At 40.8% G+C, this 26,430-nt stretch carries 33 protein-coding genes, 1 tRNA gene and 1 other RNA gene; 13 read left to right on the forward strand and 22 right to left on the reverse strand.

What is annotated here, in order from left to right; translation table 11 throughout:
- The first annotated feature begins 24 nt into the window (after positions 1-24).
- The 3 genes from galE (at position 25) to C0213_07100 (ending at position 1,811) form a co-directional block, all read left to right on the forward strand.
- Complete coding sequence (galE, locus tag C0213_07090; protein ID AUX12192.1) at positions 25-1,017, forward strand: UDP-glucose 4-epimerase GalE; 993 nt, start codon at positions 25-27, stop codon at positions 1,015-1,017.
- An 85-nt stretch (positions 1,018-1,102) separates the two neighbouring features.
- Positions 1,103-1,468, forward strand: coding sequence for a DUF1304 domain-containing protein (locus tag C0213_07095; protein ID AUX12193.1), 366 nt, complete (start codon positions 1,103-1,105; stop codon positions 1,466-1,468).
- Positions 1,469-1,484: 16 nt separating this feature from the next.
- Positions 1,485-1,811: a hypothetical protein gene (locus tag C0213_07100; protein AUX12194.1), complete on the forward strand. Its 327-nt coding sequence runs from the start codon at positions 1,485-1,487 to the stop codon at positions 1,809-1,811.
- A gap of 50 nt (positions 1,812-1,861) precedes the next feature.
- Here C0213_07100 and C0213_07105 read toward each other — a convergent pair whose 3' ends face one another.
- The 5 genes from C0213_07105 to C0213_07125 form a co-directional block, all read right to left on the reverse strand.
- Positions 1,862-3,700 carry a hypothetical protein gene (locus tag C0213_07105; protein ID AUX12195.1) on the reverse strand — a complete coding sequence of 613 codons (1,839 nt, stop codon included), beginning with the start codon at positions 3,698-3,700 and terminating at the stop codon, positions 1,862-1,864.
- Entirely contained in the window at positions 3,687-4,082 is a 396-nt protein-coding gene (locus C0213_07110; GenBank protein AUX12196.1) for a hypothetical protein, read from the reverse strand. Before C0213_07110 ends, C0213_07105 begins: the two co-directional genes overlap by 14 nt.
- On the reverse strand, positions 4,072-5,115 hold the full coding sequence (locus tag C0213_07115; GenBank protein AUX12197.1) for a hypothetical protein: 1,044 nt from the start codon (positions 5,113-5,115) through the stop codon (positions 4,072-4,074). Before C0213_07115 ends, C0213_07110 begins: the two co-directional genes overlap by 11 nt.
- A gap of 116 nt (positions 5,116-5,231) precedes the next feature.
- Positions 5,232-5,843: a cell surface protein gene (locus C0213_07120; GenBank protein ID AUX12198.1), complete on the reverse strand. Its 612-nt coding sequence runs from the start codon at positions 5,841-5,843 to the stop codon at positions 5,232-5,234.
- 144 nt (positions 5,844-5,987) lie between these two features.
- Entirely contained in the window at positions 5,988-6,500 is a 513-nt protein-coding gene (locus C0213_07125) for a hypothetical protein (GenBank protein ID AUX12199.1), read from the reverse strand.
- A 163-nt stretch (positions 6,501-6,663) separates the two neighbouring features.
- On the opposite strand from C0213_07125, the gene C0213_07130 reads away from it, so the two are divergent.
- Both C0213_07130 and C0213_07135 read left to right on the forward strand, forming a co-directional pair.
- Positions 6,664-7,347, forward strand: coding sequence for a hypothetical protein (locus C0213_07130; GenBank protein AUX12200.1), 684 nt, complete (start codon positions 6,664-6,666; stop codon positions 7,345-7,347).
- Positions 7,340-8,215, forward strand: coding sequence for an NAD-dependent protein deacetylase (locus C0213_07135; protein AUX12201.1), 876 nt, complete (start codon positions 7,340-7,342; stop codon positions 8,213-8,215). The genes C0213_07130 and C0213_07135 overlap by 8 nt, the downstream gene beginning before the upstream one ends.
- A 62-nt stretch (positions 8,216-8,277) precedes the next feature.
- Here the strand turns inward: C0213_07135 and C0213_07140 are convergent, their stop codons facing one another.
- Complete coding sequence (locus C0213_07140) at positions 8,278-8,727, reverse strand: transcriptional regulator (protein ID AUX12202.1); 450 nt, start codon at positions 8,725-8,727, stop codon at positions 8,278-8,280.
- Positions 8,728-8,857: 130 nt separating this feature from the next.
- On the opposite strand from C0213_07140, the gene C0213_07145 reads away from it, so the two are divergent.
- A complete protein-coding gene (locus tag C0213_07145; GenBank protein ID AUX12203.1) occupies positions 8,858-9,052 on the forward strand; it encodes a hypothetical protein in 195 nt (64 codons plus the stop codon).
- A 57-nt stretch (positions 9,053-9,109) separates the two neighbouring features.
- Here the strand turns inward: C0213_07145 and C0213_07150 are convergent, their stop codons facing one another.
- Positions 9,110-10,948: an elongation factor 4 gene (locus tag C0213_07150; protein ID AUX12204.1), complete on the reverse strand. Its 1,839-nt coding sequence runs from the start codon at positions 10,946-10,948 to the stop codon at positions 9,110-9,112.
- Between the two features lie 421 nt (positions 10,949-11,369).
- On the opposite strand from C0213_07150, the gene C0213_07155 reads away from it, so the two are divergent.
- From C0213_07155 to C0213_07175, 5 genes are all read left to right on the forward strand, one after another.
- Positions 11,370-11,681: a hypothetical protein gene (locus C0213_07155; protein ID AUX12205.1), complete on the forward strand. Its 312-nt coding sequence runs from the start codon at positions 11,370-11,372 to the stop codon at positions 11,679-11,681.
- A 104-nt stretch (positions 11,682-11,785) separates the two neighbouring features.
- Entirely contained in the window at positions 11,786-12,334 is a 549-nt protein-coding gene (locus C0213_07160; protein AUX12206.1) for a hypothetical protein, read from the forward strand.
- Between the two features lies 1 nt (position 12,335).
- A complete protein-coding gene (locus tag C0213_07165) occupies positions 12,336-13,175 on the forward strand; it encodes a hydroxyacid dehydrogenase (protein AUX12207.1) in 840 nt (279 codons plus the stop codon).
- Between the two features lie 135 nt (positions 13,176-13,310).
- On the forward strand, positions 13,311-14,117 hold the full coding sequence (locus tag C0213_07170; protein AUX12208.1) for a hypothetical protein: 807 nt from the start codon (positions 13,311-13,313) through the stop codon (positions 14,115-14,117).
- 142 nt (positions 14,118-14,259) lie between these two features.
- The gene (locus C0213_07175; protein ID AUX12209.1) at positions 14,260-14,625 is read left to right on the forward strand and encodes a DUF805 domain-containing protein; all 366 of its coding nucleotides are present in this window, start codon (positions 14,260-14,262) and stop codon (positions 14,623-14,625) included.
- Positions 14,626-14,749: 124 nt separating this feature from the next.
- Here C0213_07175 and ssrA read toward each other — a convergent pair.
- From ssrA to C0213_07240, 13 genes are all read right to left on the reverse strand, one after another.
- Positions 14,750-15,119: a transfer-messenger RNA gene (gene ssrA / locus C0213_07180) on the reverse strand.
- A 46-nt stretch (positions 15,120-15,165) separates the two neighbouring features.
- Positions 15,166-15,624: a laaL gene (locus C0213_07185; GenBank protein ID AUX12210.1), complete on the reverse strand. Its 459-nt coding sequence runs from the start codon at positions 15,622-15,624 to the stop codon at positions 15,166-15,168.
- A 54-nt stretch (positions 15,625-15,678) separates the two neighbouring features.
- Entirely contained in the window at positions 15,679-16,875 is a 1,197-nt protein-coding gene (locus C0213_07190) for an acetate kinase (GenBank protein AUX12211.1), read from the reverse strand.
- Between the two features lie 21 nt (positions 16,876-16,896).
- A complete protein-coding gene (locus tag C0213_07195) occupies positions 16,897-17,907 on the reverse strand; it encodes an SAM-dependent methyltransferase (GenBank protein ID AUX12212.1) in 1,011 nt (336 codons plus the stop codon).
- 123 nt (positions 17,908-18,030) lie between these two features.
- The gene (locus C0213_07200; protein ID AUX12213.1) at positions 18,031-18,369 is read right to left on the reverse strand and encodes a hypothetical protein; all 339 of its coding nucleotides are present in this window, start codon (positions 18,367-18,369) and stop codon (positions 18,031-18,033) included.
- On the reverse strand, positions 18,332-18,844 hold the full coding sequence (locus tag C0213_07205) for a hypothetical protein (GenBank protein AUX12214.1): 513 nt from the start codon (positions 18,842-18,844) through the stop codon (positions 18,332-18,334). The genes C0213_07200 and C0213_07205 overlap by 38 nt, the downstream gene beginning before the upstream one ends.
- Positions 18,819-19,124, reverse strand: coding sequence for a hypothetical protein (locus tag C0213_07210; GenBank protein ID AUX12215.1), 306 nt, complete (start codon positions 19,122-19,124; stop codon positions 18,819-18,821). The genes C0213_07205 and C0213_07210 overlap by 26 nt, the downstream gene beginning before the upstream one ends.
- A complete protein-coding gene (locus tag C0213_07215; GenBank protein ID AUX12216.1) occupies positions 19,111-19,524 on the reverse strand; it encodes a hypothetical protein in 414 nt (137 codons plus the stop codon). The genes C0213_07210 and C0213_07215 overlap by 14 nt, the downstream gene beginning before the upstream one ends.
- Positions 19,525-19,534: 10 nt before the next feature.
- Positions 19,535-19,834 carry a competence protein ComGC gene (locus C0213_07220; GenBank protein AUX12217.1) on the reverse strand — a complete coding sequence of 100 codons (300 nt, stop codon included), beginning with the start codon at positions 19,832-19,834 and terminating at the stop codon, positions 19,535-19,537.
- Positions 19,831-20,838 (reverse strand): competence protein ComGB, encoded by a 1,008-nt coding sequence (locus C0213_07225; protein ID AUX12218.1) that lies wholly within the window; start codon positions 20,836-20,838, stop codon positions 19,831-19,833. Before C0213_07225 ends, C0213_07220 begins: the two co-directional genes overlap by 4 nt.
- Positions 20,831-21,721 carry a competence protein ComGA gene (locus tag C0213_07230; protein ID AUX12219.1) on the reverse strand — a complete coding sequence of 297 codons (891 nt, stop codon included), beginning with the start codon at positions 21,719-21,721 and terminating at the stop codon, positions 20,831-20,833. Before C0213_07230 ends, C0213_07225 begins: the two co-directional genes overlap by 8 nt.
- A 115-nt stretch (positions 21,722-21,836) precedes the next feature.
- Entirely contained in the window at positions 21,837-22,565 is a 729-nt protein-coding gene (locus C0213_07235) for a YebC/PmpR family DNA-binding transcriptional regulator (protein ID AUX12220.1), read from the reverse strand.
- Positions 22,566-22,655: 90 nt separating this feature from the next.
- Complete coding sequence (locus C0213_07240; protein AUX12221.1) at positions 22,656-23,156, reverse strand: hypothetical protein; 501 nt, start codon at positions 23,154-23,156, stop codon at positions 22,656-22,658.
- Positions 23,157-23,252: 96 nt separating this feature from the next.
- On the opposite strand from C0213_07240, the gene C0213_07245 reads away from it, so the two are divergent.
- A complete protein-coding gene (locus C0213_07245) occupies positions 23,253-23,627 on the forward strand; it encodes a hypothetical protein (protein ID AUX12222.1) in 375 nt (124 codons plus the stop codon).
- A gap of 51 nt (positions 23,628-23,678) precedes the next feature.
- Positions 23,679-23,751: transfer RNA gene (locus C0213_07250), tRNA-Ala, on the forward strand.
- Positions 23,752-23,814: 63 nt separating this feature from the next.
- Here C0213_07250 and C0213_07255 read toward each other — a convergent pair.
- Both C0213_07255 and C0213_07260 read right to left on the reverse strand, forming a co-directional pair.
- Complete coding sequence (locus C0213_07255; protein AUX12223.1) at positions 23,815-25,215, reverse strand: hypothetical protein; 1,401 nt, start codon at positions 25,213-25,215, stop codon at positions 23,815-23,817.
- On the reverse strand, positions 25,215-26,219 hold the full coding sequence (locus C0213_07260) for a hypothetical protein (protein ID AUX12224.1): 1,005 nt from the start codon (positions 26,217-26,219) through the stop codon (positions 25,215-25,217). Before C0213_07260 ends, C0213_07255 begins: the two co-directional genes overlap by 1 nt.
- Positions 26,220-26,430: the final 211 nt, after the last annotated feature.

The following is a 26,430-nucleotide window of genomic DNA, read 5'->3' on the forward strand; positions in this document are numbered from 1 at the left end:
ATTCTCAACTTAGGGGGAAATTCCATGTCAATTCTAGTTTTAGGGGGCGCCGGTTACATCGGTTCCCACACCGTTGATCAATTAATCCAACGCGGCTATGACGTCGCTGTTGTCGATAGTTTGGTAACGGGTCATCAAGGCGCCATCAATCAACAAGCCCGCTTTTATCAAGGTGATATCCGCGATAAAGACTTCATGCGGACCGTTTTCCAACAAGAAGACGTGACGGGCGTCATTCATTTTGCCGCCTTTTCAATCGTGCCTGAATCAATGCAAGCACCACTTAAATACTTCGATAACAACACTTATGGGATGACCGCCTTATTAGAAGTGATGAATGAATTCGATGTTAAACGCATCGTCTTTTCTTCAACTGCCGCTACTTATGGCGAACCTAAATCAATTCCGATCAAGGAATCTGATCCACAATTACCAACCAACCCTTACGGCGAAAGTAAATTAATGATGGAAACCATGATGAAATGGGCTGACAAAGCTTACGGCATTAAGTTTGTCGCCTTACGTTACTTCAATGTGGTTGGCGCTAAACCAGATGGTTCAATTGGTGAAGATCACCATCCTGAAACCCATCTCTTACCAATCGTCTTACAAGTTGCTGCAGGCAAACGTGATCAATTATCAATCTTTGGTGATGATTACGATACACCAGATGGTACCAACGTCCGCGATTACGTGCACGTTTTAGATTTAGCAGACGCCCACATCTTGGCCTTTGAATACCTCGCTGATGGTCATGACAGTAACGCCTTTAACTTAGGGTCTTCAACTGGTTTTTCAAACATGGAAATCGTTGAAGCCGCTCGTAAAGTAACTGGCAAAGCGATTCCACTTGAAATGGCCCCTCGTCGTGCCGGCGATCCAAGCACCTTGATTGCCGCTAGTGACAAAGCCCGCGAAACGCTCGGCTGGGCACCCCAATATGATAATATGGAAGCTATTATTGAAACCGCATGGAATTGGCATTTAAACCATCCTAACGGTTACGCTGATCGCTAAACTAAATTAAAGCAGTTCAAACCCCAATGACGGTTTTGAACTGCTTTATTTGTTATAATGAAAACAGAACTTAAGGAGGTTCATCATGTCTTTATTCATTACAATTTTAACAAGTTTAATCGCCATCGAACATCTCGGCATTATGGGACTCGAAATGTTTGCCAACGATCAAACAAAGGCCAAGGCCTTCGATATGCCCCTGGATTTCGTCCGATTACCTAACGCCAAAGTCGCCCTTGCCAACCAAGGGATTTATAATGGGATGCTTGGTGTCTTAATCATCGCCGTCAATTGCTTATTGACCGGTGCCGCTTTAAAAACCGTCTTAGCATTATTAATGTTATACATCTTCATCGTTGCCCTTTATGGCACTTTTACCGCAACGAAAAAGATTTTTTTCTTACAAGGCTTACCAGCGCTGATTACATTGTTACTAATTTTAATCTTTTAAAAAAGGAGTTTTCATAATGACTAATCAAATTTTAATCACCACGACCGAAACGATTCCGGGCAAACAATATGAAGTGCTTGGTGAAGTTTTCGGCCTCACCACCCAATCTAAGAATGTTTTCAAAAACATCGGTGCCTCACTTAAAAACGTGGTTGGTGGCGAAATTAGAGCCTATACTGAAATGATGACCGAATCGCGCGACGTCGCAATCGACCGCTTGCGCCAAAACGCCATTGAGATGGGGGCTGATGCTGTTGTGATGATGCGCTTTGACTCTGGTTCAATTGGGACGGACATGCAATCCGTCGCGGCCTATGGGACAGCCGTTAAATATATCGACTAATTAAAAAGCCTCGTAATTGGTTTAACAATCAATTACGAGGCTTTTTTTAGTTAGGCTGCTGGTACTTCAGGCTGCGTATTATTTAATGTCCAAGTAATATCACTGGAAAAAGTTTCACCAGCTTCAATTTGGAGGTCTGAATTGGCAGCCATCAATAAGTTACCCGTTACTTGCCAAGCGTTTGATAACTTGGTCGATGCAATCGTTGTTTCACTATCATTATCAACCAATCCTAAATTAGTTCCGCCTGGTAAGCCACTCATATTAACCGTCGTTGTATTCAAGCGATGGCCAGCTTTAGATGCCATTTTAGTCATTTTTGCTGTTAATTTCCAACCCGGATTAACTCTAGAATCAGTAATTTTTAATGTGTCACTAACTTCGTATGGCTGCTTTTGCACATTTGTCCCTGCATAAACATCTTTCGCTAAAACATTACCAAATCTAAAGTTAGGCACTTGATCCAATGTTAACTTACCTAATGAGGGCTGAACTTGTAATTCGGCCTTATTAGAGACGACGACCACCTTTTCTGTTTTTTTACTTGATTCTTCTTCAGAATCAACGTTGGTCGTTAGTGTTAGCTGCGCTTGATAACTCTTACCACTGGCAGTCGCAGCTGCGGCCTGTTTCATAAACAGACTATCCTTAGCAAATGTTAACGGTTGTGCCGTATTTAAGTCAACCAGCTCATCAATATCGCCGCTACTGTTTGTCACACCACTAGCAGCAGGTAATTCTATTGTCTTGCCTGTACTATCCATAAAACGCCAAGCATAATGCCAGGCACTTGTTGAACCAGTGGCTTTAACTAAGTCACTTAAACCGCCGACGGTCCAACTGCCACCAGTATCCATTGGCCGATTATAGGCTGGCAGCCCACCAACATAAACACCTTTATTAGCTGCTACATTGCCAGCTGCCACCTTAAAGTTAGCCGGAATTCCTGGTACTTTAGGATCACGATTGACTTGGTTAACATAATAAGAATCCGGTATATATTGTTTGTCGCTACCAACCTCACCATTACCAGCCATTAGCGATGTTTTTCGCCCGTTATTTGGTGTAAATTTCAACAAATCTTTAGCACTGGCTGCTTGCCAAGTAATATCATCGGTCGAATCAACGGGGTCAATAATCGCTCTAGCCCCATAATCGACGTCCGAATAGATGACTTTAGGTGTGCCGTCAGCATTATCCGTATCGGCATTAATCGATTTAGCCGGTTTCGGTTCTGGCGTAATCCCGACCTTCGCTAAATCAGAATAGAAAGTCTTATTAAAAGGCCAAATACCATCTGAGAAGCTAAATTGGTAATAGTACGTCCCGACACCTAAATTACCCGACTTATTTAAGGCGTAATCATTAACATCTAAAAAACCCAAAGAGCCCATGATCAAGGACCAACCCGTCTTGGCTTTAGGTTGTCTTTTATCCTCAACCCAGTCATTCTGACTGGCATCCCAATGCCAACGCCGAACAGTAATATCTTTACCTAAGCCATTCCCTAAGTTGGTTAGAATGCTCATCCCTGAGAACTTAGCCTTATCAATATCTTGCAACGCAAAATAATCTTCTTCTTGCGGCTGATGGCTAAATCCTCGTCTAAAAATGGTTAGTAAGAAGCTCCATCCATCTTTTGACGGCTTATCTGCATCACTGGGTGTCCCGACTGGTTCCGCACTACGACTGGTGGGTGTTTTTTCATTTGTAGCTAATTTAGGTGCACTTGCATCGACTGCTTCTGTTGATGCCCCTTTTTCGGTTTCACTCATACTGGTTGCTGGTTCTGATTCAGCCGCCCGAACTTGAACCGGCACATTAATCAAGCTACTCGTAAGCAGTATGCCGGCTAAGCCGCCATAAACTAGGCGCTTAATTTGCATCATAGTCGCCCCCCTTAATGTTAGATTGCCGACGCCGCCAGCCAAGTACTAATAGCATTAGCGCACTACCGACTAAACTGAGTAACGTACTCTTTAAAGCACCCGTTTGCGGTAGACGTCCAGTAACATTTTGAGTGCCACTGGCCGTATAATGAATTTCTTGTCCATTTTCCGGGATCGTCGGTTGTGCAACACCGCTATCTTGGTTGTGATCACCCGGTGCTGTTGGCCTCTTTTGATCAATATGCACTGCAAAACTAACAGTGCTTTGACCGCTATCAATTCGATTAGCCTGGACTGGCTGCACCATCGTTACTAATAAGAACACTAGCAACGTTAATGCAAGCGTTAAAATATCCTTACGTTCTGATAAACTACTCGTCATGTTCCCCGACACCCCTTTTTCGACCGATTAAATAGGCACCTAACGCAATCCCTAATAATAATAAAATACCAAAAGAGCCCCATAACCACCAATTAATCCCTGGTTTTTCTGGATCGATTAGTGTTTTGTTGACTTGTTCACGGTTAGCGCCGTCAACTGTAAAGCGTTGTTTTAAATTAAAGGTTTTCTTACCTGATACCATTTTGACATGATAAGTATATTGGCCTTTGGGTAAAATTTTATTATTCGTCTCAATTGCATAGTTAAATGTTGAGCGCGGCGCCATTGCTAATTTTTCAGCATTCTTTTGATATAATTTTTTAGTATCATTTTTTTGAGTAATCCAAGCATACATTTTAATTTGACCAAACATTGTCGGTTCATGATTAGCAATTTGACCGACCACTTGTGGCACCCCACCATTTGAAACCAACTTAGTCTTCGTTAACGTTAACTTGGGCGTGATTTTTCGATTGAAATCTTGTGTCATCACGATTGGAATTGTCATCGCAAAGCTGTTTTTAATGCCAAAGCCCTGCTTTTGCGGTTCGTTATTCGACATTCGTTTTACATAGACACTACCTAGAATCGTTCCTCTAAAACCTGCTCTAGGTACTTTAACCTTAAAAGTGACTTTCTTCGAAGCGCCGGGCGCTAGCGTCAGATTTTGCTTACGGGCTTCTTTTGAGACCAAATCAGGTAACAATGGCGCTTTTGTTTTAACCATTTTTTGATGCGTCGGTGTATAGTCAATACTGCCGCTATTTGACGTTGAGGCGGCTACAAGCTGTGCATTGAAATCATTTGTTTTCTTCATATTTAAATTCTGCACATTAACAGTAATCGGATACGTTTGCCCTTTTTCAGCTTTAATTGCGAAATAACCCAAACTCGCATCCGTTTGTCCTAAGCCATATTCAGGTGTCACGGTAAATTCAGCACCCTCTGCCTGCACCGCTTGTGCAAAACTACCAATCCCCACCAATAGACACATTAACCCTAATAATACGATTAAACCTTTCTTTTTAAACAACTTTGTAGCCTCCTATAAAAATAAGGGGTGGGCAAATCACTTTGCCTGCCCCTTATCCAATCATCATTCACTTACTTGACTATGACACTAGCGCCAATTGCTGTTTATTGTTCAGCTTAAGCTTCTGGTGCCACTGGTGTTGTTGATGATAAATTCCAGTTGATGGTTGTTGAGAAAGCTTCATCCTTTGCTAAATCAGCAGCTGGGTTAGCAGCCATTGTTAATTTACTATCAGCAGCGGCCATGTTGAATGTATCAACACCATGGGCACCGTTACCTTTAACCACTTCAACAGCACTTGCATCATCTTTAATAGCAGTTGCTAAGTCTTCACCCAATGAACCAGTAGAAGCTAAGTTCAATGTTGACCCTTTTAATTGGTTATCTTTATCAGAAAATTGACCCATATCAGCTGTTAATGTCCAATCTGATGCACCTAAACGTGTATCAGATACTTCTAAAGTACCATCGGCTTGTGCTTTTTTACCATTAAACCCAGCATAAATATCACTAGCTTCAATTGTACCGAAGTTAAAACTTGGTACTGATTTTAAAACCAAAGTACCATTTTCAGGATCGGTTGGGTTAGTTGGATCTTTAGCAACCACCGTAAAGTCCGCTTTTGATGTTTGTGGTGTTACCGCATCAGCTGATACTGAACTGATTGTCATTGCAGCTGGTGCCACCAATGCTGCTACTGCTACTACTGAGAATAATTTAGTCTTCATATTATAATTCCTCCAAATATTAATAATTAATTACATACAATATAATAGCATGTCATTTATATGCCAAATCACAAAAAAGAGATACCAAATGGTATCTCTTTTTTGTGATGTCCTTATTCTTTTTTGAAATAATGAATAGCTTTATTATTTACCAATCACCAATCTCCTCGTATACACCGCTTGGCCTGAATGCATCACAGCATCGTCGATAATTGAAACTAACCGCGCGCCGCGGGTGACTGCCGGTGTCCAATTATCATCAATCACTTCCTCTAAACTTTCTAAAGAAACATCTTGAAGATAGACTTGCGTTAAATCAACAGCTGCTGCTAAATAGTCGATTAGAAGTTGCCGATCAACGACCACGACCTTGGCCGCCTCTTCGGGGCTATGCTGCCAATCTTGCGTATCATCTGGTAGTGCTAAGCCAAACCGACTTGTCCAATCCGCACTAAGCCATAATGGTGGTTGCCCTTTTAAATCTGAAATCTGGTAGTCTAATTCCCGTGCCGTATGCCAAATAAGCCATGTTACTGATTTGATAAGCGGATTGGGCATCGTATTGGCCTCTTCTAGTGTCATCTGTTCTAAAGTTTCTAACAGACGTTCTTGGGCGCGAGTGACAGTTTCAACTGATAATGATATTGCTTCTAACATATGGCCATCCCTTTTCTAGTTAAGATTTGTTTCTGCTTAGTATACCAAAATAAACCACTAGTCTGTCATTAATTTAACGCCATGGTTGTAATTTTAAAAATAACAGTGTACAATACATAACATTGCTGTTATTTTTATAAATACACCGAAGGAGATTTAATTTATGAATGATTTTAAAATGGCGCGTCGTTGGCTTGATAGTGCGGATGCGATCTTGATTAGTGCTAGTAACGGCTTATCCATTACCGAAGGCTATAACATATTTGCATACGATCAGGCTTTTAAAGACCATTTTCAACAATTCCATAATCAGTACGGTTTTATGAACATTTTGCAGGGACTCACCTATCAATTTCCAACGCCCGAAGAGCGCCAAGTATTTTATAGCGCAATCTTTGATTATATGGTCAATAATTACCAAGTAAGTCCCGTATTCCAAGATCTTAAAGCCTTAATTGCCGACCACGCGTATTTCATTGTGACTTCGAATGGTGATACGCATTTTCAATTGAGTGGTTTTAATGCAAATAGCATTTTTGAAGTTGAAGGTAATATTTATAATAATCAAAACCCGATACCGGCTATTAAACAACAACAAACACGCTTCAATTCTTTTATTGAACGTTACCAAAATAAAAATGTGGTGGTTCTCGAGCTAGGAATTGGTGCTCACAATCAGTTAATCAAAGCACCGCTCATGCAATTAGTTGCCCAAAACTCGCAGTATAAATACATCACATTAAACTTACCACCGGAAATTAATATTCCAACAGCCATTGGGGACCAATCAATTGGCTTAGCCGGTTCAATCGATAAAACGTTTAAGGAGCTCCTCAAAAATGACTAATTCAGATTATCAAATAACGCTACAAAAAACTGCCGCTGCCATTAAAGCGGCCGATTACATTATCGTCGGCGGTGCGGCTGGCATGTCAGCGGCTACTGGCCCTGACTGGTATAATCCCGGTGATCCGACCTATCTGGCAAAATTCAAAGCGATTGAAGCTAAATACCATGCTGGCAGCATCTGGCGGAATGGTTATCTCGAACAGTATATTGGGCGAACTTGGGACAATCAAGGCGATTATTGGGGGTTCAAATTAACCTTAATCCATTTTGTCTTGAACGAACCGGTCTATCAACCCTATCGTGATCTCAAAGCTGTGCTAAAGGGCAAAGATTTTGAGATTGTGACTACCAACCAAGACCATCAATTTACAACTGCCTTCCCTGAAAAGGACGTTGCTGTCATTCAAGGTGACTGGTCCTATTTCCAATGTAACAATCGCTGCCACGACAAGGTCTATCCAAATCGTGATTTAGTTGAGCGGCTTTATTCGCAGGTCGTCGATGGTCACTTACCGGAAAATCTAATCCCACGTTGTCCAAAGTGTGGTGCTGAAATGAACGAATGGGTCCGTGGCCTTAACTTTTTAGAAGGCGAATTCTACGAAGCACAATATGCCAAATATCGCGCATTTAATAAAAAAGCTGAAAATAAAAAGACGGTTTATCTTGAACTCGGTGTTGGGATGATGACGCCAATGTTTATTAAGGAACCTTTTATGAACCTCACTTACCAAAATCCCCAAGCAACCTATATCACCGTTAACCCCAAAGATGCGATTGTTCCTAAAGAACTAACGGATCGCGGAATCCCGGTTAAATACGACCTCGCTAAAGTCTTGGCTGATTTAAAACCAATGTTGTCATAAAAATATGACACTACTAAAAAGGCCGTCCGTCAACTCATTGAAGTTGTTCGGATGGCCTTTTTTTATGCTTCAAACTGACTCAGTTCTGGATGTTTTTCAAGACGTTCTTGATACTGTGCTAAAATGTCGGCTAATTTAATACTGTGCATCTGTTGTTCGGCTTGCGCCTGAATCTGATCATAATAATCCGCCAATGATAGCTGAATATTTTGACCAGGCCCGCAACTAGGATCAATTTGCGTATCAATATTTAATAATCGTGTATCATCAACTGCTTTATAGATATCATAAAGTGAAATTTGAGCGGGATCCTTCGTTAATTTTGGTTCTACGTGCCCTTTAACACTCGTTAGTAAATCCGCCTGTCGTAATTGACTCATAATCTGCCGAATAAAAGACGGGTTGGTGTTGATACTCTTTGCCAGTCTCTGGCTTGAGAGATTATCAAACGGATTTAACGCAATCAAGGTCATCAAATGGACGGCATTACTCAAGCGAACTGATTTTTTCATAAACTGACTCCAATCGTAATAGGTGTTATTAGTATTATAACACCTATTACGATTTTTAACTAAAATTAGTCGTGATTAGCCTTTTTTGCTATACTACTTTATATTATCAACAGTCAAAAGGAGTCTTTTTATGTCATCAGCACAACAAATTATCTTACTATTTATCGTCTTTTGTTCAGCCGTCGCCGTGCTCGGCTCATCAGTAATGAGTTTGATCGCCTTTTATAAACATAACGCCACCCTCAGAAAAAGCGCCAGCGTCACTTTCTGGATCAGTATCGTTATCCTCATTATCTTTTTAAAACTAATCGATATGTATCAATAACAAAAAGACCTCCGATCATGCGCAACTTGCGCTATTAATTCGGAGGTCTTTTGCTATTTATTTACCTTTTTTATCTTCTTCGTTCATCTTAAGAATGGACATGAAGGCTTCTTGCGGTACTTCCACCGAGCCCACGGATTTCATCCGTTTCTTCCCAGCCTTTTGCTTTTCTAACAATTTCCGTTTCCGGGTGATGTCGCCACCGTAACACTTGGCCAGCACGTTTTTCCGGAAAGCTTTAACAGTTGAACGGGCAATAATCTTATTCCCAATAGCGGCTTGGATTGGCACTTCAAATTGTTGCCGTGGAATCGTTTCTTTCAACTTACCCACAATCACCCGGCTCCGTTCAAAGGCAAAGTCGCGATGCACGATGAAACTCAAGGCATCGACCGCTTCGCCGTTCAAGAGAATATCAATCTTAACCAAGTCGCTGGCCCGATAGCCCGTCACTTCGTAATCAAACGATGCGTAACCCTTGGTATTTGATTTCAAATCATCAAAGAAATCAAAAATGATTTCAGAAAGTGGCATGTTGTAGATTACATTGACCCGGTACGTGTCTAAATAATCCATTGTCACGAATTCGCCCCGTTTACGTTGGGCTAGTTCCATCACAGCCCCCACATAATCGTTAGGGACCATGATTGATGCTTTGACATATGGCTCTTTAACTTCTGAAATATTTGATGTTTCTGGCATTTCTGATGGATTATCAATCACTTCTTCAGTCCCATCAGTCAAGGCAACATGGTAATCAACCGATGGGGCTGTCATAATCAAGTCCAAATTAAATTCACGTTCCAATCGTTCTTGAACAACATCCATGTGTAAAAGGCCTAAGAAACCACACCGGAACCCAAAGCCTAAAGCTTGTGATGATTCTGGTTCAAACTCTAACGCCGCATCGTTTAATTGTAGTTTTTCAAGTGCTTCCCGTAAATCATTAAACTTCGCGTTATCAACGGGATACATCCCTGAATAAACCATGGGTTGGATATGCCGATAACCATCAAGGGGTGCGTCAGCTGGATTATCAGCTAGAGTGACTGTATCCCCAACGCGTGTATCTTGAATTGTTTTGATGCTAGCTGTGATATAGCCAACATCACCGACCATTAAGAAATCACGTTTAACCGCCTTTGGTGACATCACGCCCACTTCGGTAACTTCAAATTCTTTACCGCTATTCATTAAACGAATCTTATCGCCGACTTTAACCATGCCGTCGACCACTCGGATATTTAAGACCACCCCGCGGTAACTATCGTAGTTTGAATCAAAAATTAAGGCTTTTAATGGCGCTTCTAAATCACCAGTTGGTGCTGGTACATCCGTCACTAATTTTTCAAGAATTTCTTCAATTCCAATCCCACTTTTGGCACTGGCCAGAACGGCTTCTGACGCATCCAAACCAATCATTTCTTCAATTTCAGCTTTAACCACATCAGGTTGCGCTGATGGTAGGTCAATTTTATTGATAACTGGTACGATTTCAAGATCATCATCGACCGCTAAATAAACGTTGGCCAACGTTTGAGCCTCAACGCCTTGCGCTGCATCAACAACTAATAAGGCCCCTTCGCAGGCTGCCAAACTTCGTGATACTTCATATGAAAAATCGACGTGCCCTGGCGTATCGATTAAATGGAAAATATAAGTTTCGCCATCTTTAGCATGGTAGTGTAATTCCACCGCGTTCAACTTGATGGTAATCCCACGTTCACGTTCTAATTCCATGTCATCTAAGACTTGCGCTTGCATATCGCGCTTGGCAATAGTATCCGTCATCTCAAGAATTCGATCAGCTAATGTTGATTTACCATGATCAATATGCGCGATGATCGAAAAGTTACGAATGTGTTTTTGCCGGTCTAACATTTCTGCGTAATCCATTTATTGTACCTACTTCCTCTGACTATCCCTTAAATTATACCAAGCATGCCACTTAAAAGCGAACAGTATTCGTTAAAATGACACCACTAAAAAAGACGATCACCTAAAATGAATTTAGTGAGCGTCTTTAGCAACTATTTTTCTGGCGTCGTTTTAGTTTTTGGTTTATCTTTTTTGGCTTCTTCTGGCGATTTGTCGTGGGTCACTTCTTCGACGACCTTCTTAACTGTGCCTTCAATCTGATCTTTAAGACTATCTAAGCGTTCTTCATTTGCCATCGTTTCTTTCCCCTTTCACTATTCTAACTTCATTTTACGAGTCTTCAGTAGATAATGTCAAAAAGAAGGCCTTTTTACCCAATCATGGTATACTTAGGGTGGATTCATTTTGATTTTTAAATTAAGAATTGGAGTGTGGTACCATGACCTTTTTAATGACTTTTTCAAATAACGAGACCGTTACTTTACCGGAAACAGCACGTTTCCACGCTTGGAAAAACGATACAAGTTATCTAAGCGTTGATGAAGACCAAGCCTTCTATTTAGAAGCAATTTTCTCAGGCAGCTATCAAGAAGCTTTGGCATCTGCTAAAGCCAATCAACAAACTGATAGTCAACCCGTTAATGTCCTCGCCGGATTATTAGCCAGCGCTGACTGGTTAACGCTCGACGAACATCCAGATAAATACTACCGTACTAGCACGATTGTTTCATTAGAAGTGCAATCAAATTAAACCACAAGCCTCAGTCTGATGACTGGGGCTTTTTTAGTGGTTGATTGCTTTCAGATCAAGCCCATTATACAATTAACTAAATCATGTCCTTTGGAGGCTAATTAATGACCATTTTATTGACGATTCTTTTCACCATCAGTATCATCACCAGCATTTATTATTTCACGAAAAAATCCGATCATCGCTTGGGGTTATCTCTGACACTGCTAGTCATCGTAATCATTGGCCTAGGCACCACACAGACTCTTATTAACTCGGCAAGTGCTTCAAAAACAAGGGTTCAACGCGTTTCGAAAAAAGCAGGCCAACGGGCCAAACAAGAAGCACTCGCTAACTCAACTTCGCTCAAAAAACAACTAGTAGCCAAAAAATCAGAGGCTAACAGCCTATCAATTGCGGTTGCTGAACAAGAAGCACGTATCAATTCACAAGAAGCGGCTACTGAAAGTAGTGTGCAATCGGCTGCCGCAGTCGATACACCCCCCACAACCGCTAATCAAGCTGAGCAAATGGTAACAGTAGCACCCAACGCCGGTAAAAAATACCATCTCGATGCGAACTGTCGCGGTCTAAAACGTGCCACGAGTACAACAACCATGACATTAGCTGAGGCCCAAGCCCAAGGCTATACGCTTTGTGGCTGGGAGGATTAGCATGTCAAAATTAAAAACAACCACCACCCTTATTATCGGGCTACTACTCGCAGCAAGTAGTCCCCTCATCACACCGGAACCGACCCAAGCAGCTTCAGGGACCGCGGATTATCAACAAGCTCAAAAGATTAATCAGAAGAATAAAAAGACTAGCAAGAAAATCAGTAAATTACAACGCCAGATCAACAAGCTCAATAAGCAACTCGCTAAACTGGCAACTGAAACCAATACCCCCATCGCTAATACAACAAATCACGCTGCTTCTGAGCTGGCAACATTAGATTATCAAGGCGATAACGAAATTATCGTCAACAATAACCAACCCATCTTTACTGTAGCTGATCTAGAGACGACAAAAGGCCCCTGGCAGACTTTTAGCAATCTTGATCAATTAAATCGGGCCGGTACCGCCAATGCGCTCTTAAATAAAAGCATGATGCCTACTACTAAGCGAGAAGGCCTTACCTGGAACCCGACTGGTTGGCGTAACAAGCGGATAAAATCCGGCTGGCTCTACAATCGGAGTCATCTAATCGGTTATCAACTGACTGGTGAGAACAATAATCCTAAAAATCTCATCACCGGGACTCGCCAATTAAATGCCCCTGAAATGCTGGCCCATGAATCGGATATTGCAACCTATCTAAAAAAACACCCCTCAAGCTACGTGCGTTACCGTGTAACACCTATTTTTAGAGGGAATGAATTATTAGCCCGGGGCGTCCAAATGGAAGGCCAATCAGTTGGCGACAATAGCATTCAATTTAACACTTACATCTTTAACGTTGCCGATGGCGTCACTTTAAATTACGCAGATGGTTCGAGTAAAACTGCCAAATAAACACATTAAGCAAAGTCTTTTAGGACTTTGCTTTTTTATGTTATCTAACAGAATTGTCACTCCAGATTTAACGCTTATCATTGAGCTTGAAGCATGAGATAATATAGCCATTAAATCTTTTAGGGGAGTTACTTTATGCAAGTCAAATCACATCAGATTATGAATAATTTCGATATTAAAATTTTAGGAATCTTGCTCATGTTCGTTGACCATGTCCATCAAATGTTCGCCGGTGCAGGAGTTCCTGACTGGGTCGATTGGTTCGGGAGACCAGTCGCGACTATTTTCTTTTTCATGGCAGTTGAAGGTTTCACACACACCCGTAATCAGAAACGTTATTTGACTCAGTTATTGGTTGGCTTTTGGATAATGAGTTTTGGGGATCGTCTCATTCAACAATTCTTCACAGTTGGTGATATTGCCTTATCAAATAACATTTTTACAGACCTATTTATCGCCGTATTAGCAATGTATGGCATCCAAAAAATCACAGCGGGCTGGCAGGCTCAGCGTACCAAACAAATCACAATTGGCATCCTAGCACTCATCGTCCCTATTATCATGTCACTATTGGTAATAGTCCTAATTGTTAATCCTAAAACAGCAATGTTGGCAGCCAATATTGGGATGATTGTGCCAACCGTTACACTCGCTGAAAATTCTATTTTTCTTTACATCGGCGTCTTTTTCTATCTTTTCCGCAATAATCGGTTACTGCAATGCCTGACAATTGTTGCTTTTGCTGTTATTAATGCGGGCGCCAACTCAGGATTTACCTTTACTGGTTTATTAACGACTAACACCCAATGGATGATGGTTTTCGCGATTATCCCTATCTTGTTATACAATGGCCAAAAAGGACGCAGTATGAAGTCATTTTTCTACTTCTTCTATCCCATCCATATTTGGTTGTTGTACATCCTGGCTTCTTTTATGATTTAACAAGCATTAGCAAGCTAAAAACTATTAATCGGTAATCTGGGTATGCCATAATATTATTAACAGCAATAGATGTCTCTCAGCCAACTTTTATCGTCCAAATCAGATGACGTTAAAAGCTGATTAATGGAAAGGGGTTTTTATTATGGTTAAATCATATCAAAGATTTTGGGAACGGATTTTCGATTTCACAGGAACCTCAAATCGACCTGATTTTTGGTGGCCAATTATTATTAATTATTTCTTAGGTGGTATTATTATCGGGATTATTCAGACCATGACCGGTCATCCAATTTCAGAAATTTATAATATTGGTGATTTAGGCATTTCGATGGGCCGTAATATCGTGGTCTTCATCGTCTGGATTGCAACTTTATCCGTTAAAATCCGTCGTCTTCACGATACAGACCGTTCAGGCTGGTGGGTTCTCATTGAATTCGTACCACTTATCGGGACAATCTGGTTCTACATTTTAATGCTCTTACCAACAAAAACAAATCGTTGGGCATAGACACTAAAATAGCAGTCATCCCGTGGCTGTTATTTTTTTGCAACAAAAAAGGCATTTAACACCGTTACGGTAGTGTTAAATGCCTTTTATTAAGCCAACTAATTAGCTTAACCCTTGTTTTATCCAATGGAGCCGGCGGGGGTTGAACCCGCGTCCATGCGCATTGCCACGTCAATCTCTACACTCATAGTCGAACTATTTAGAAATTCGTTAGCCCAAAACGCCGTTCAACAAAGGCTCGGATGGACTAACTAGTTTGAAAATCTCTTTTAAACACTTCAAACGGCGGCATTTAACGTAACCCAATTAATTTGAGACCCGGATCTAACCCTTGGGTGAAGTTAGGCGGATCACGCTATGCTGGTGTTTAGGCAGCTACAGCGTAAGAATTGTTATTGTTTGCAGTTATAATTAACTGTAACGTTGTTAACGCAGACGTAACCTACGAAGTGCAATTCACGCTCACCTACACATGTCGAATCCGTAACGGCCCCGATATGCATAGCATATTCTATCATAAATTCGCGTAATATAAAAGGATTACGCCGATTTAACCACTAATCGTTTCTCAGGAAACCGTTCTTTGAGAAACTTAGCTAGTATTTGACTATCTAATTTAAACTTTAACGTCGTAATTTGAATTTGACCGCTAAACACTTGAACGACGGTTTCAGCCTCTTTTGTGATTAATTCAATTTTAGAAATTGCGGCAAATTGACGAACCGTATTTAAATTCGCAATCAGCATGGTCTTGGTAAAACCCTTGGGCCAAAATGCGAAAACTAATAGAATGATAACTGACGCAATACCGGTCAGCTTATCATCTACCGTTCCTGTGACAACAAGACTGGCAATCAGTAACCCGATCGCAATTATCGTCAAAATGATGCGCATCACACGACTACTCTTAGCGCGATATACCATATGAAACTGCACGACTAGCCAAATGACTAACAAAGCGATTGCTAAGATACTATAAAAAATTGTAAAACTTGACATTGCCTTAAACCTCCAATAAAAAAGGACCAGCAATACGCTGATCACTTTTTAAACTTATTTAATTTGACCAACTGACATAACGTCTCTGGCAATCATGACTTCTTCGTTTGTAGGTACTAAGAGCACCTTAACTTTTGAATCATCTGTACTAATAATGCGTTCTTGTGCCATCACATTATTCCGTTCTGGATCAACCTCAACACCGAAATAGCTAAGACGGTCGCCAATACGTTGACGCATCAAGATGTCACCTTCACCCATACCAGCTGTGATCACCAAGACATCTAAGCCTCCCATAATCGCCACGTATGAACCAACATACTTGATTAAACGGTTAACGAAAATATCAATTGCTAATTGTGATTCTGGGCGTTCTTCTCTGGTCTTTTCAAGATCACGCATATCAGGCGATAAGCCTGAAATACCGTAAATCCCAGATTTCTTATTCAAGATATCAATCATCTCTTCTGGATCCTTGATATCTAATTTCTTCATTAAGAAAGCGACTAATGAAGCATCGATATCGCCCGAACGGGTACTCATTGTAACACCAGCAAGTGGTGTAAAGCCCATTGAAGTATCCAATGACTTACCCTCCTTGATAGCGGTCATTGAAACACCACTCCCAAGATGCATTGTAATCATCTTCAAATCTTCTAATGGTTTTCCTAACATTTCAGCCGCACGATGTGAGACATAACGGTGACTAGTCCCATGAGCCCCGTATTTACGAGCCCCATATTTACGATAATAGTCTAGTGGCAAACTATAAAGATAGTTTTCTTCAGGCATTGTTGTGTGGAACGAGGTATCAAAGACTGCTACTTGTGGCACATCAGGCAGAATATTACGGAAAGCACGGATCACACCGGCTTCAGCAGGATTATGCAATGGTGCGTATTCAGCTAATTCTTCAATACGTTTTAATGAGGCTTCAGTGATCAAGGCAGATGTTTTAAAATCTTCGCCTCCGGCAACAACCCGGTGGCCAATCCCACTAATTTCTGAATATTCAGCAATAATCTTAAATTCGATTAACTTCTTAAGTAATAAATCAACCGCAACATCTTGGGTTTCAATATCTTGCGTAATTTCATATTTTTGACCATCACCATACTTAACAGTGAAGACAGAATCAGATAAGCCGAGACGATCAACCATCCCTTTGGCAATCACCTTTTCTTCAGGCATTACAAATAATTTCCATTTTAAAGTTGAACTGCCGGCATTAATTGCTAAAATTTTTGACATCTAATCACCTTTTCTATTCGATTAATTAATATTTTCTTTATGCCAAGTCCGAATCTGTTGTAAATACGCAGCGAACGCTTTTTGATCGTTTGAATTTGGAAATTCACCTAATAGAATTTGCTTAGCTTGTTGGGCACCAGCGCCTTGTTTTTGTAAGACTAAGATGGCTTTTTGGCCTTCTTTAGTTTTAAACAAGTTAACTGGTAAGCTCAATAGGCCTTGCAAGTAGACGTGTTTAGTAATCCATTTTACCAATTGCTTAGCTTCATCTGTTTCCAAAATAACATTGGGTACCAGAAAGAAGCCAAAACCGCCTTCTTTAACATAGTGCATCGTTTGTTCAATTAATAAATGATGCGCATATGAGTGGCCACTAGCAGCATGCGTTTCAAAATCCGCTGCCCGTTCATCAATTGGATAAAAACCAATTGGTAAATCAGCAACCGCGATATCAACTGGCTTAACCATTAACGGTTCAATCGCATCTTGATGGAATAAAGTGGTGTCTAACCCTTGTAACTCGCTACTGATACCAGCTAATTCTAGTAGACTATCATCATTATCAACCCCAAAACCTTGGAGCTTATTACCCGTTAGATTTTGAATATGATTCATGACAGTTGCTAATAAATTACCTGTACCAATCACTGGGTCTAACACTGTCTTAATTTGATCAGCGCCACCAAATACTTCCGCCAAATAGGCGACTAAATAACCGATTGCATCAGGGGTCATTTGTTTATTAGGCTCCACTTTAACTTGTCGAAGTCCTTTTAAGGTTGCCAGTTGTAAGGCTTGACGAATGGTCTCCGCATCAAACTGGTTCAGCTTAACCGTTGCGTAAATTGGTTCAAGTTGTGCGACCGTTTGCGCATCTGGTAAATTATCTTCAACCTTCACACGACCACCATCAGCAATATTGGCAATTGATTCAGTCAATGCATCTAAATAGGTTGTTTCTAAATTCTGTTCAATCAACGTTGTTGTTTGATCAATTAAATCAAACAACGTTTCTACAGCACTCTTAGGCAAAATAGCCACCTCTATTCATTGGATTCTGTTATATTCTAGCGGTAATCCAACATCAACGCAAGTAATACAGATGGTTACATTACAAATTATAAGCTATAGTAAGCGCTTTATCAAATGGAATTTTTATTTTTCACCTGTTATATTTTTTATTTCAAACTGTTTCTGATAACCGTTATTGAGAGTAACCTTGATTTGATGCTGTTTCTTTAGAATTTGGCTCTCACCAGTCGTCGCTTTGATCCCTTTTAAATTAGCCTTAGATTGACTGGCTAATGTCAATTCATAAAGTGTTTTAGCCCGATAGTAATTTAATAAATACTGATAACTCTGTTGCTGCTGTTGGTAACTATGGGTCACACCAACTAATACAACACTGATTAACGTCAGCATTAATATCGCGTTGAGTAACGCAACCGCCGTATGTTTAATTGGTGTCAGCCTTCTTTTTCTTAGCTTGTTCATCTTGTTCCTCCAAGAAAACTTCGTGTTGATAACGCCTCTGATCCATAAAAGTCGCATCAATTTGAACAAACGGTCGCTGATAGTCAAGTTGTAATTGCTTGAGGTTGCCTAATAATGGCATATACCCATCTAATTGGCTGACAACGACCATTTCACTTTTCATCCTTTTTAAATAGTAAATAGTCTCGGCAGCTTCCCCCGACTGATTAGTATCAGGTTTTCGAAAGGTGATTTTTGGCCCCTCTTGCTCTTGATAATGGGTAAAGTATGCATCCGCTAAAAATTCGTCCAGTTGAATCGTACTAATATGCCAATTGATTGTATTTTGCTGTTGTTGTGTGACTTTAATTGCCTTTTGCAAAATACCCACTGTTGCCACTAATAACTGACTCATCAGGATTAGAATCGCCATTGAAATCACCATTTCAATTAAAGTGAACGCTGAGTGTTTAATCGGTCGTCCAATTAATCGCAACCGACTCACCTGCCTTTGTGGTTACCTTTAATTTCTGCTGATTAGCCGTCACCGTATAGACCGTTCGCCCCATTTGCCACTGTTTCTTCACCTGCTGATGGGCTCTTAACTGCTCGGCGGCCATCGCTAAGACCGCCTGCTGGGCGACTTGCTGTTGTTTAAGCGTTTGTTGGTGTTTAAAACGTAATAAACTGGCCGTTAATAGCCAACTAGCCCCTAATACTAAGGTTAAGGCAATGATATTTTCAACGAGCAAAAAGGCCGGCCTACTTCTGAACATGTAATACCCCCCACATCATCTGGACTTTATACTGATATTCACGATTATTAAGCGTTGATTTTAACTTTAAGGTGCGCGGCTTGATGCCTTTGTTATGAGTAATATTAATTAAATGCCACTCTGCCGGATTGCTCACCGTTAAAGTTGCCGGCAGCACTAGTTGTTGTTTCCTATACGAGTCACCAGCGCCTTTAAATGTGATTGAGCGCGTTGGTGCATCCCACATCACCCGAATCGCTCGCGGTTCAATTGCCACATATTGACGGGCTGCATCCCAACTGGTTTCAAATTGATGTAGAAACAACTGCTCAGCCTGTTGCGCCCGGTATTGCTTAATTTGATAAATCGGTAACCAACTTAATAGACTCACAATTGCTAAAACCACGCACATTTCAATCACCGTAAAACCCTCATTTTTGCTTAACCGTGCCGCCTTCAATTGTCATCCCCCGCTCCTTTGCGTGCTTTAACTGGTCTTTTGAAATATACTTATCCGTTAGCTCATCTAAACTCTTAATTTGATGGCCTTGTTCGTCGGAAGCCAATTCAACTTGCGTCTGCAAAGTGGTTACCAACGCTTGATCCGTCTTTTTCTCAGCACGTTGTTTTTGAGCCACTAAATTTGGTGAAATTAATAAAATTAGTAATGCCACAATGGCTAAAACAATTACCATTTCGATTAATGTAAAAGCATTTCTTTTTTTCTTCATGAAATTCCCTCCATTGTTTGATATAGCGGTAATAAAATACTAAGATACGTACAAATAATAATGATCCCAATTAAAATAAATAAAATAGGTTGCAACCAACTCAATTTACGCTGTAATTGCTTCTGTAATTCCGTATACTGCAGGTTAGCTAGCATCGTGATCTCCGTGGTCGTCTGTTGCGTCAGATTATGCTTAGCCAATACCAATCGTAACGACTGTGGAAAAAATGCAGAGCGACTAAGATAAGTATCCAATGATTGACCCGAAGCAAGTACGACCTCTAATTGCGCTACCAAGGTCACCAGCCATGTATTTTGTTGCAACTGCTTCTGCAAAGCACAAATTTCCGTTAACTTAAGCCCATTTTGCAGACAAGTACTCAAATCAAATAACAAACAATAATGATAATACTGCTGAATATCACGCCCAATGATTGGCCACTTGAACGCTTTTTGTAACCGAACTAAAACCGGTAAGCGCCGGTAAACCGTAAAAAGGCCGATGCCCATTATCAAAAGGCCAAGCACTAATAACAGGCCCCACAATATGACGCGATTAAGTGGCGAACTCGTCTGAGTTGAATCAGGTGTTATTTGGGCAATCTCTGGTAATAAATAATGACGCAATAAGCCAATTAAGCCCCCTAGAAAAGCCAAGAGAAATAACGGGTAGGCTAACACACCCCGTATTTCTCGATGACGTTTCTGGCGGATACTTTGAATCTGACCTAAATGCCATAAACATTGACCGAGATTACCTTGTAATTCGGTTAGTTCGATTTGACCAACGTAATCAGCCGGAAAATCAACATGCGCTAAACTAACTGCTAGACTCTCCCCTTTTTCAAGCGTTTGATTTACTTGATTTAACCATTGCCGCTGTTTTGGAAAAACAATTGGTAAGAAAGCAAAAGCTTGTTGCAATGAAAAACCGTTCTCTAATAACCGCCCCAATAACTGCAAGAAATCGGCGTAAAATTGCGCTTGTTGTCGTGATTTATACATCACAATCACCTTCTTTTTTTGAGAAATAGTCTGAGCCAGTTAATAATTCATAATGGGCCTGCACAATATCGTCTTTTGTCACCAACGATTGATAGGCGATCCCCGTTAGGCAGGCCCGTAATTGCATCTCGGAAATACCAAGATCCAATAAGCGCGCAACCACACCGCGGGTGCTCCGGGCATGAATCGTACTCAACACTAGGTGTCCACTTAAAGCCGCGGAAACCGCATATTGGGCTGTCTCTAAATCGCGAATCTCACCGATAATCAGCGTATCTGGCCGCAATCGCAGACTAATTTTCAATAATTCAGCATAACCCAAACCCGCATTATCATTAACTTGCAGTTGTAAAAATTCAGGTGCAACAATTTCAATCGGATCTTCAATCGCGACCACCATCTTGGTACTCATTGACTGTTGGGCCAGCTGATAGAGACTAGTCGTTTTACCAGAACCGGTCGGTCCAGCGAAAAGCATTAACCCTGCCTGTCGGCTCATCTGCGTTAATTGCGCTAAAATCTGTTGATCATCACAATGATAGATCGCGCCAATCGGGTAGATAAAACGAATCACTAAACTTTCACGATTTAAAAAATCTCCGACTGTCGCTAGGCGTAAATAAACGGTCTGGTCAGCTAGCTGTAATGCCGAGCGACCAGTCTGCGCACGTCGGGTCTCACTAATATCCATCCCGGCCATATATTTCAGTCGATTTAAATAACGCGTTCCGGTCGGTTTATCCAATTCCTGATTGGTGACTAAATCACTCTGGCGACGTTCCGTCAAGCGCCAGCCATCGATTGTCGGTGTAAAATAGAGATCTTGAACACGTTGTTTAGCACAATGCTTTAATAATGTTGTTAGCGTTTCTTCAGTTGACATGCCATCACCTTTCTTTTAAGTCGTTACTTAAGATTACGCTAGGGACGGCCCGATTTTTTTTGCAAAAAAATACCCTTAAACCAATATTATTGGTTTAAGGGTATTTAGTCTTATATTATTCTTCTGGTAGTTCGCCTGCTGTATAAACATCTTGAACGTCATCATTGTCTTCTAAGGCATCGATTAAACGTTGGAATTGTTCAACTTTTTCAGGGGCAACTGGTGTTGTATTTTGTGGAATCATTGTTAATTCAGCATTTGCCAATGTGTATTTCTTTTCAAGAATATCACGGACATTAGCCAATTCCTTAGGATCTGTGTAAATTTCAAACACATCATCTTCAGTTTGTAAATCATCCGCACCAGCTTCAAGAATGTCTTCAAACATTTGGTCTTCATCAACATCTAAGCCTTCACGGGCAATTGCGATGTAACCGCGACGATCAAACATGTAAGCCACCGAGCCAGCAGCACCCATTGTGCCGCCGTTACGTGTGAAGGCAACCCGAACGTCTGAACTTGTCCGGTTTTTGTTATCTGTTAAAGCATGTACTAAAACAGCCACACCACCTGGTGCATAACCTTCATAAGTAATTTCATCATAATTAGCACCGTCGCTACCTTCGGCTTTATCAAGCGCACGCTTAATGTTGTCCTTAGGCATATTTGCTGAACGAGCCTTATCCATAATTAAACGTAATGCAGCGTTAGAACTTGGGTCAGGACCGCCACTTCTCGCAGCCATGAAAAGCTCACGGGATAGTTTTTGGAAAATCTTGCCGCGTTTTGCATCTTGTGCATTTTTACGACCCTGAATATTATGCCATTTTGAATGTCCTGACATATCTAACTCCTCTTTTCGATTATAGAATTCTGGTACTAAGTCGTTATCTATGATAGCAAATTATCAACTCAAAAGCAATGGTAGTCCGGTTTATCGTCGTTTTTTACGACCTGTAAAGTATAAAATAACACTCATAATGACAATCCCCGATAAAGCGCCCACACTATCGAGCATGACATCTTGAAAAAGCGGTGTCCGATCACCCGTTAACATTTGGTGAAATTCGTCGGTGGCCGCATACCCAGTCGCTGCCAACCAACTGAAAATCCCCGCTAAGAAAGCACCTTCGATTCGGGGGCGTAATCCTAAATAACTAAATAACGCTAATAAGAAATACGTCCCGAAGTGCGCGCCCTTACGCACGAAGAATTCGACGAACTTAAAATAACCACTCGCCTGAACACTTTGCTCGCTACCTGCATAATGGAAGGAAAATTGACTCAACCACTGCTTGAGTGGTTCATTTTTTAATAAGCGTTCCAAAAGTGGAACGGATGTTTGTTCATGATAAGTCATCGACGAGCTATAAAACAAGATCGCCATCATGACCAGTGCTAACACTAAGAACCAATCGCTCTTTTTTTTAAACATGCTTAATCCTCCGCTAATTAATCTCAGATTACAGTATACCAAAGTTGTTCCAAGCATTAAAATCAGATATACTACCATTTGAAAGAAGGTTTTAAAATGCCCGAGCAAGATCGTTTTTATCAACCTCAAAACGCCAAAGACGCCATGCGTTTTGTTCAAAAATTATTCAACCAATACAATCAAGCACCACTAACCGAAGAATTAGTCGCATACCACCAAAAATTACTCGCTTATCTTACTAACGATGTCACCACGGAAGTCCAAAAACAAGGCAACTCAGAACAAGCTGCTAAATTAAACGGCATGATTGTTGCCATGCAAGATTGGTTAAAGATTCGCGTTAGTGGGAAACCATACGCTGGTAAAATGCAACATTTCAAATTTATGCCTGACCAACAACAAACAACGTTCAAGCAACGGACGATTAAAGGTAGCAAGCCCAACAACCTCCGGACATCGCCTCGTCGTTAAAGACGCTTGCTATTTTGGCTAAAAGTGCTAAAATGTTTTTTGTAAGCGTTTGGGCCCGTAGCTCAGTTGGGAGAGCGCCTGCTTCGCATGTAGGAGGTCGCCAGTTCGAATCTGGTCGGGTCCATTAATTTAATCTTGTAATAAAAGAACCACCAACAATAATTGTTGGTGGTTCTTTTTTACTATCTTAGTCATCGTAACTTGCTGATGCATCAAATTCACTTAATCTAGTAGCATCAACCTTCTCAGCATTTAAATAATCTGTAAATTTCGCTGATTTAATAAAGCCCGTCCCAGGATTTAGATAAATATTCCCATCTTCCCCCAAACCAATTAACTCAACGCCATCAATCTGTTGTTCATCTTTTGGCGAAACATCTTCAATCGTCGTTAGATAAGCAAATTGAATCCCGCCTTGTGTCACGTTACTATCAGTCGCTTTAATCCCAAAGGCTTGAGGGCGGCCCCACATACCTGCTAAACTCGGTGTCCGGTAGGCAATTAACGCCCATTTACCAAAGTTGTCTGCATTTTCAAATTGGCTGATAAGCGGATTAATTTTAGTCATTGTACCGCGTTTTTCAAGATAAGTTGGTGTCTTGGTTGCTGATTCAGTCATCACTGTACTGGTTTTATAAGCCCCTGAATCCGGTGTTTGGTAAGCCGCTTCTGAGCCACCAACTGAATCCGATAGCCGCATAATAAGCTGATTATCATAAACCGCAAAATTAAAGCGTTCATCAGGCACTGACACACTTGAACGGTTACGGTACTGGTTACCCGCCACACTCAATTGACTCATGTCATAAACATCCCCCTGGTTATGATCAAAAGTAATATGGCCTTGATCATCTAAATGGTACTGCCCCGTCATATAAGCTACTGAGCCAGCACCCATAGAATTATAGACTGCTTGCCAGTTAAAAGTGCCATCTTGATTAAAAGTCAACCAAACCTGATTCTTATCAATTCGGCCCATAAAATTCTTACCACCAATCAACTTTTGAGCGACCACTTTAGGTGCCGATTGATATTGCTTGGCCTGTTGTGTCTTGTATTGATTGAAATCAACTACTTTAGTTTTTACTTTATATAATTTAACCTTATTAACTGAACCTTCTAAATATTTAGGCGTTATCTTAATTTTAATTGGCTTATTTTCAGCGGCTGTTAACTGATGCTCATCCCTATATTGATATGCAGTGGGCGTTGCCTTTTGTTTAAGCGCACGATCACTTGCGTAAGTGACCTCAACTACTTTTTGAATTTTAATAATAATCTGTTGCGTCTTCTTATTCACCTGATAGGTCCCTGATTCAACAAACTTACCGGCATACCCGTTACTAGCGGTAATATCTTGCCGGAATGTCCCATCTTTTTTAAAGATCATTAAATAATCATAATCTGGATCTTCATGAGTCTTGTTCCCCGTATAAGTCCCATGATAAGTGCCACCTCTTACATTATTTTGTGTTGCAGTTTGGTGTTGTGCGTGACTAATCTGTTTAGCTAACTTCACTTGGCGACTACAAGCCACCAACAATAAGCTAGCAAATACCAGTAGCATTACTAATTTCGTTTTTTTCATTATGACGCTCCCCCTTGGTCATGAATATGTGTCGGTGCGATTGTTGTGGTCCCGATAACCCGCATCTTTTTTAAATCAACAATTTCTTTTTCGTAATCTGTTGGATCGACACCCGGACCTACTTTTACTAACCCATAAACCGCGATATCCCCAAATCGCCGGACTGTTGGGTAGGCATTCCCTTGGAAAAATAACTTATAACTACCATCCCGTTCCGGCGTAATGACATATTTATCATCTTCATGCCACATAGCCCAAGTCATATGATTTTCTTTACCCAGCAATAAGTCAAAAAGTGCAATCGCCATATTCGTGTCAATAATCGATTCATTCGTGACTTTTAAACTCGGGTCTTGCCTTGCAACTTGCGCCTGCAACTGCGTCAGTTCGCTACTACCATTCGGTGCGGTTTCGACCTTTGGCGTATTCGTTGTTTGCTGTGTCATACTAGTTGTCGTCTTACGACTTTTTTGTGATTGAACTTCATTTTGCACCGCTGTTTTAAACTGATTAAACGATGGCATTGCTTGCTTTGTCGGTTTCAACCGAACGCCGTTAACACTTCCCTGTAAATAATCCGACTTAATTAGAATATTAATCGGCTTATTCTCTGCTGCTGTCAGAGCCTTGCCCCCTTGTTGTTTACGATAATCATAACTAATTGGTGGCTGTTGATGTGATAAGTCATATTCAGTCGCATAAGTGACTTCCACAACTTGCTGAATGTTAATCACAATTTTAGCTGCCTGCTTATCAATTGTGTAGGTCCCTTGCTCCACAAACTTGGCATAATAACCATCCGTTGCAGTAATATCTTGTCTAAAGGTACCATCTGCTTTAAACGCCATCAGATATTCATAACTTGGATCCGATTTCGTACCAGTTCCTTGATAATTGCCTGCAAAATTCTGCCCAATAAGCTTAATCCGACCATTTTTAGTCGTAGCCGATGCAACACGTTGTTCTGTTTTTTTTGATGGTTTAACGTTACCTTGACACCCCACTAGTCCCACTATCAGTAACAAAAGAGTGACTATTAGTATTCTATTTTTACCCCTCACTTTTACTCCCCCAATAAAGTTTTTTACATTTTACTAATTACATGATTAGTTTAACGTATTAAACCATCTTAATATTAACATGGCATACTAAGGATGAAAACCGTTTCCTAAATTACGGGCGAAGCCAACTGGCAATTACACAACTTAATTGTTG

It is taken from the genome of Latilactobacillus sakei, from assembly GCA_002953655.1.
Taxonomy (GTDB): domain Bacteria; phylum Bacillota; class Bacilli; order Lactobacillales; family Lactobacillaceae; genus Latilactobacillus; species Latilactobacillus sakei_A.

What these genes read in the sequence shown, in the direction of transcription:
- galE (AUX12192.1), top strand. Translation starts at nt 25, where the DNA reads ATGTCAATTCTAGTTTTAGGGGGCGCCGGTTACATCGGTTCCCACACC.
- C0213_07095 (AUX12193.1), top strand. Translation starts at nt 1,103, where the DNA reads ATGTCTTTATTCATTACAATTTTAACAAGTTTAATCGCCATCGAACAT.
- C0213_07100 (AUX12194.1), top strand. Translation starts at nt 1,485, where the DNA reads ATGACTAATCAAATTTTAATCACCACGACCGAAACGATTCCGGGCAAA.
- C0213_07105 (AUX12195.1), bottom strand. Translation starts at nt 3,700, where the DNA reads ATGATGCAAATTAAGCGCCTAGTTTATGGCGGCTTAGCCGGCATACTG.
- C0213_07110 (AUX12196.1), bottom strand. Translation starts at nt 4,082, where the DNA reads ATGACGAGTAGTTTATCAGAACGTAAGGATATTTTAACGCTTGCATTA.
- C0213_07120 (AUX12198.1), bottom strand. Translation starts at nt 5,843, where the DNA reads ATGAAGACTAAATTATTCTCAGTAGTAGCAGTAGCAGCATTGGTGGCA.
- C0213_07125 (AUX12199.1), bottom strand. Translation starts at nt 6,500, where the DNA reads ATGTTAGAAGCAATATCATTATCAGTTGAAACTGTCACTCGCGCCCAA.
- C0213_07130 (AUX12200.1), top strand. Translation starts at nt 6,664, where the DNA reads ATGAATGATTTTAAAATGGCGCGTCGTTGGCTTGATAGTGCGGATGCG.
- C0213_07135 (AUX12201.1), top strand. Translation starts at nt 7,340, where the DNA reads ATGACTAATTCAGATTATCAAATAACGCTACAAAAAACTGCCGCTGCC.
- C0213_07140 (AUX12202.1), bottom strand. Translation starts at nt 8,727, where the DNA reads ATGAAAAAATCAGTTCGCTTGAGTAATGCCGTCCATTTGATGACCTTG.
- C0213_07145 (AUX12203.1), top strand. Translation starts at nt 8,858, where the DNA reads ATGTCATCAGCACAACAAATTATCTTACTATTTATCGTCTTTTGTTCA.
- C0213_07150 (AUX12204.1), bottom strand. Translation starts at nt 10,948, where the DNA reads ATGGATTACGCAGAAATGTTAGACCGGCAAAAACACATTCGTAACTTT.
- C0213_07155 (AUX12205.1), top strand. Translation starts at nt 11,370, where the DNA reads ATGACCTTTTTAATGACTTTTTCAAATAACGAGACCGTTACTTTACCG.
- C0213_07160 (AUX12206.1), top strand. Translation starts at nt 11,786, where the DNA reads ATGACCATTTTATTGACGATTCTTTTCACCATCAGTATCATCACCAGC.
- C0213_07165 (AUX12207.1), top strand. Translation starts at nt 12,336, where the DNA reads ATGTCAAAATTAAAAACAACCACCACCCTTATTATCGGGCTACTACTC.
- C0213_07170 (AUX12208.1), top strand. Translation starts at nt 13,311, where the DNA reads ATGCAAGTCAAATCACATCAGATTATGAATAATTTCGATATTAAAATT.
- C0213_07175 (AUX12209.1), top strand. Translation starts at nt 14,260, where the DNA reads ATGGTTAAATCATATCAAAGATTTTGGGAACGGATTTTCGATTTCACA.
- C0213_07185 (AUX12210.1), bottom strand. Translation starts at nt 15,624, where the DNA reads ATGTCAAGTTTTACAATTTTTTATAGTATCTTAGCAATCGCTTTGTTA.
- C0213_07190 (AUX12211.1), bottom strand. Translation starts at nt 16,875, where the DNA reads ATGTCAAAAATTTTAGCAATTAATGCCGGCAGTTCAACTTTAAAATGG.
- C0213_07200 (AUX12213.1), bottom strand. Translation starts at nt 18,369, where the DNA reads ATGAACAAGCTAAGAAAAAGAAGGCTGACACCAATTAAACATACGGCG.
- C0213_07210 (AUX12215.1), bottom strand. Translation starts at nt 19,124, where the DNA reads ATGTTCAGAAGTAGGCCGGCCTTTTTGCTCGTTGAAAATATCATTGCC.
- C0213_07220 (AUX12217.1), bottom strand. Translation starts at nt 19,834, where the DNA reads ATGAAGAAAAAAAGAAATGCTTTTACATTAATCGAAATGGTAATTGTT.
- C0213_07225 (AUX12218.1), bottom strand. Translation starts at nt 20,838, where the DNA reads ATGTATAAATCACGACAACAAGCGCAATTTTACGCCGATTTCTTGCAG.
- C0213_07230 (AUX12219.1), bottom strand. Translation starts at nt 21,721, where the DNA reads ATGTCAACTGAAGAAACGCTAACAACATTATTAAAGCATTGTGCTAAA.
- C0213_07235 (AUX12220.1), bottom strand. Translation starts at nt 22,565, where the DNA reads ATGTCAGGACATTCAAAATGGCATAATATTCAGGGTCGTAAAAATGCA.
- C0213_07240 (AUX12221.1), bottom strand. Translation starts at nt 23,156, where the DNA reads ATGTTTAAAAAAAAGAGCGATTGGTTCTTAGTGTTAGCACTGGTCATG.
- C0213_07245 (AUX12222.1), top strand. Translation starts at nt 23,253, where the DNA reads ATGCCCGAGCAAGATCGTTTTTATCAACCTCAAAACGCCAAAGACGCC.
- C0213_07255 (AUX12223.1), bottom strand. Translation starts at nt 25,215, where the DNA reads ATGAAAAAAACGAAATTAGTAATGCTACTGGTATTTGCTAGCTTATTG.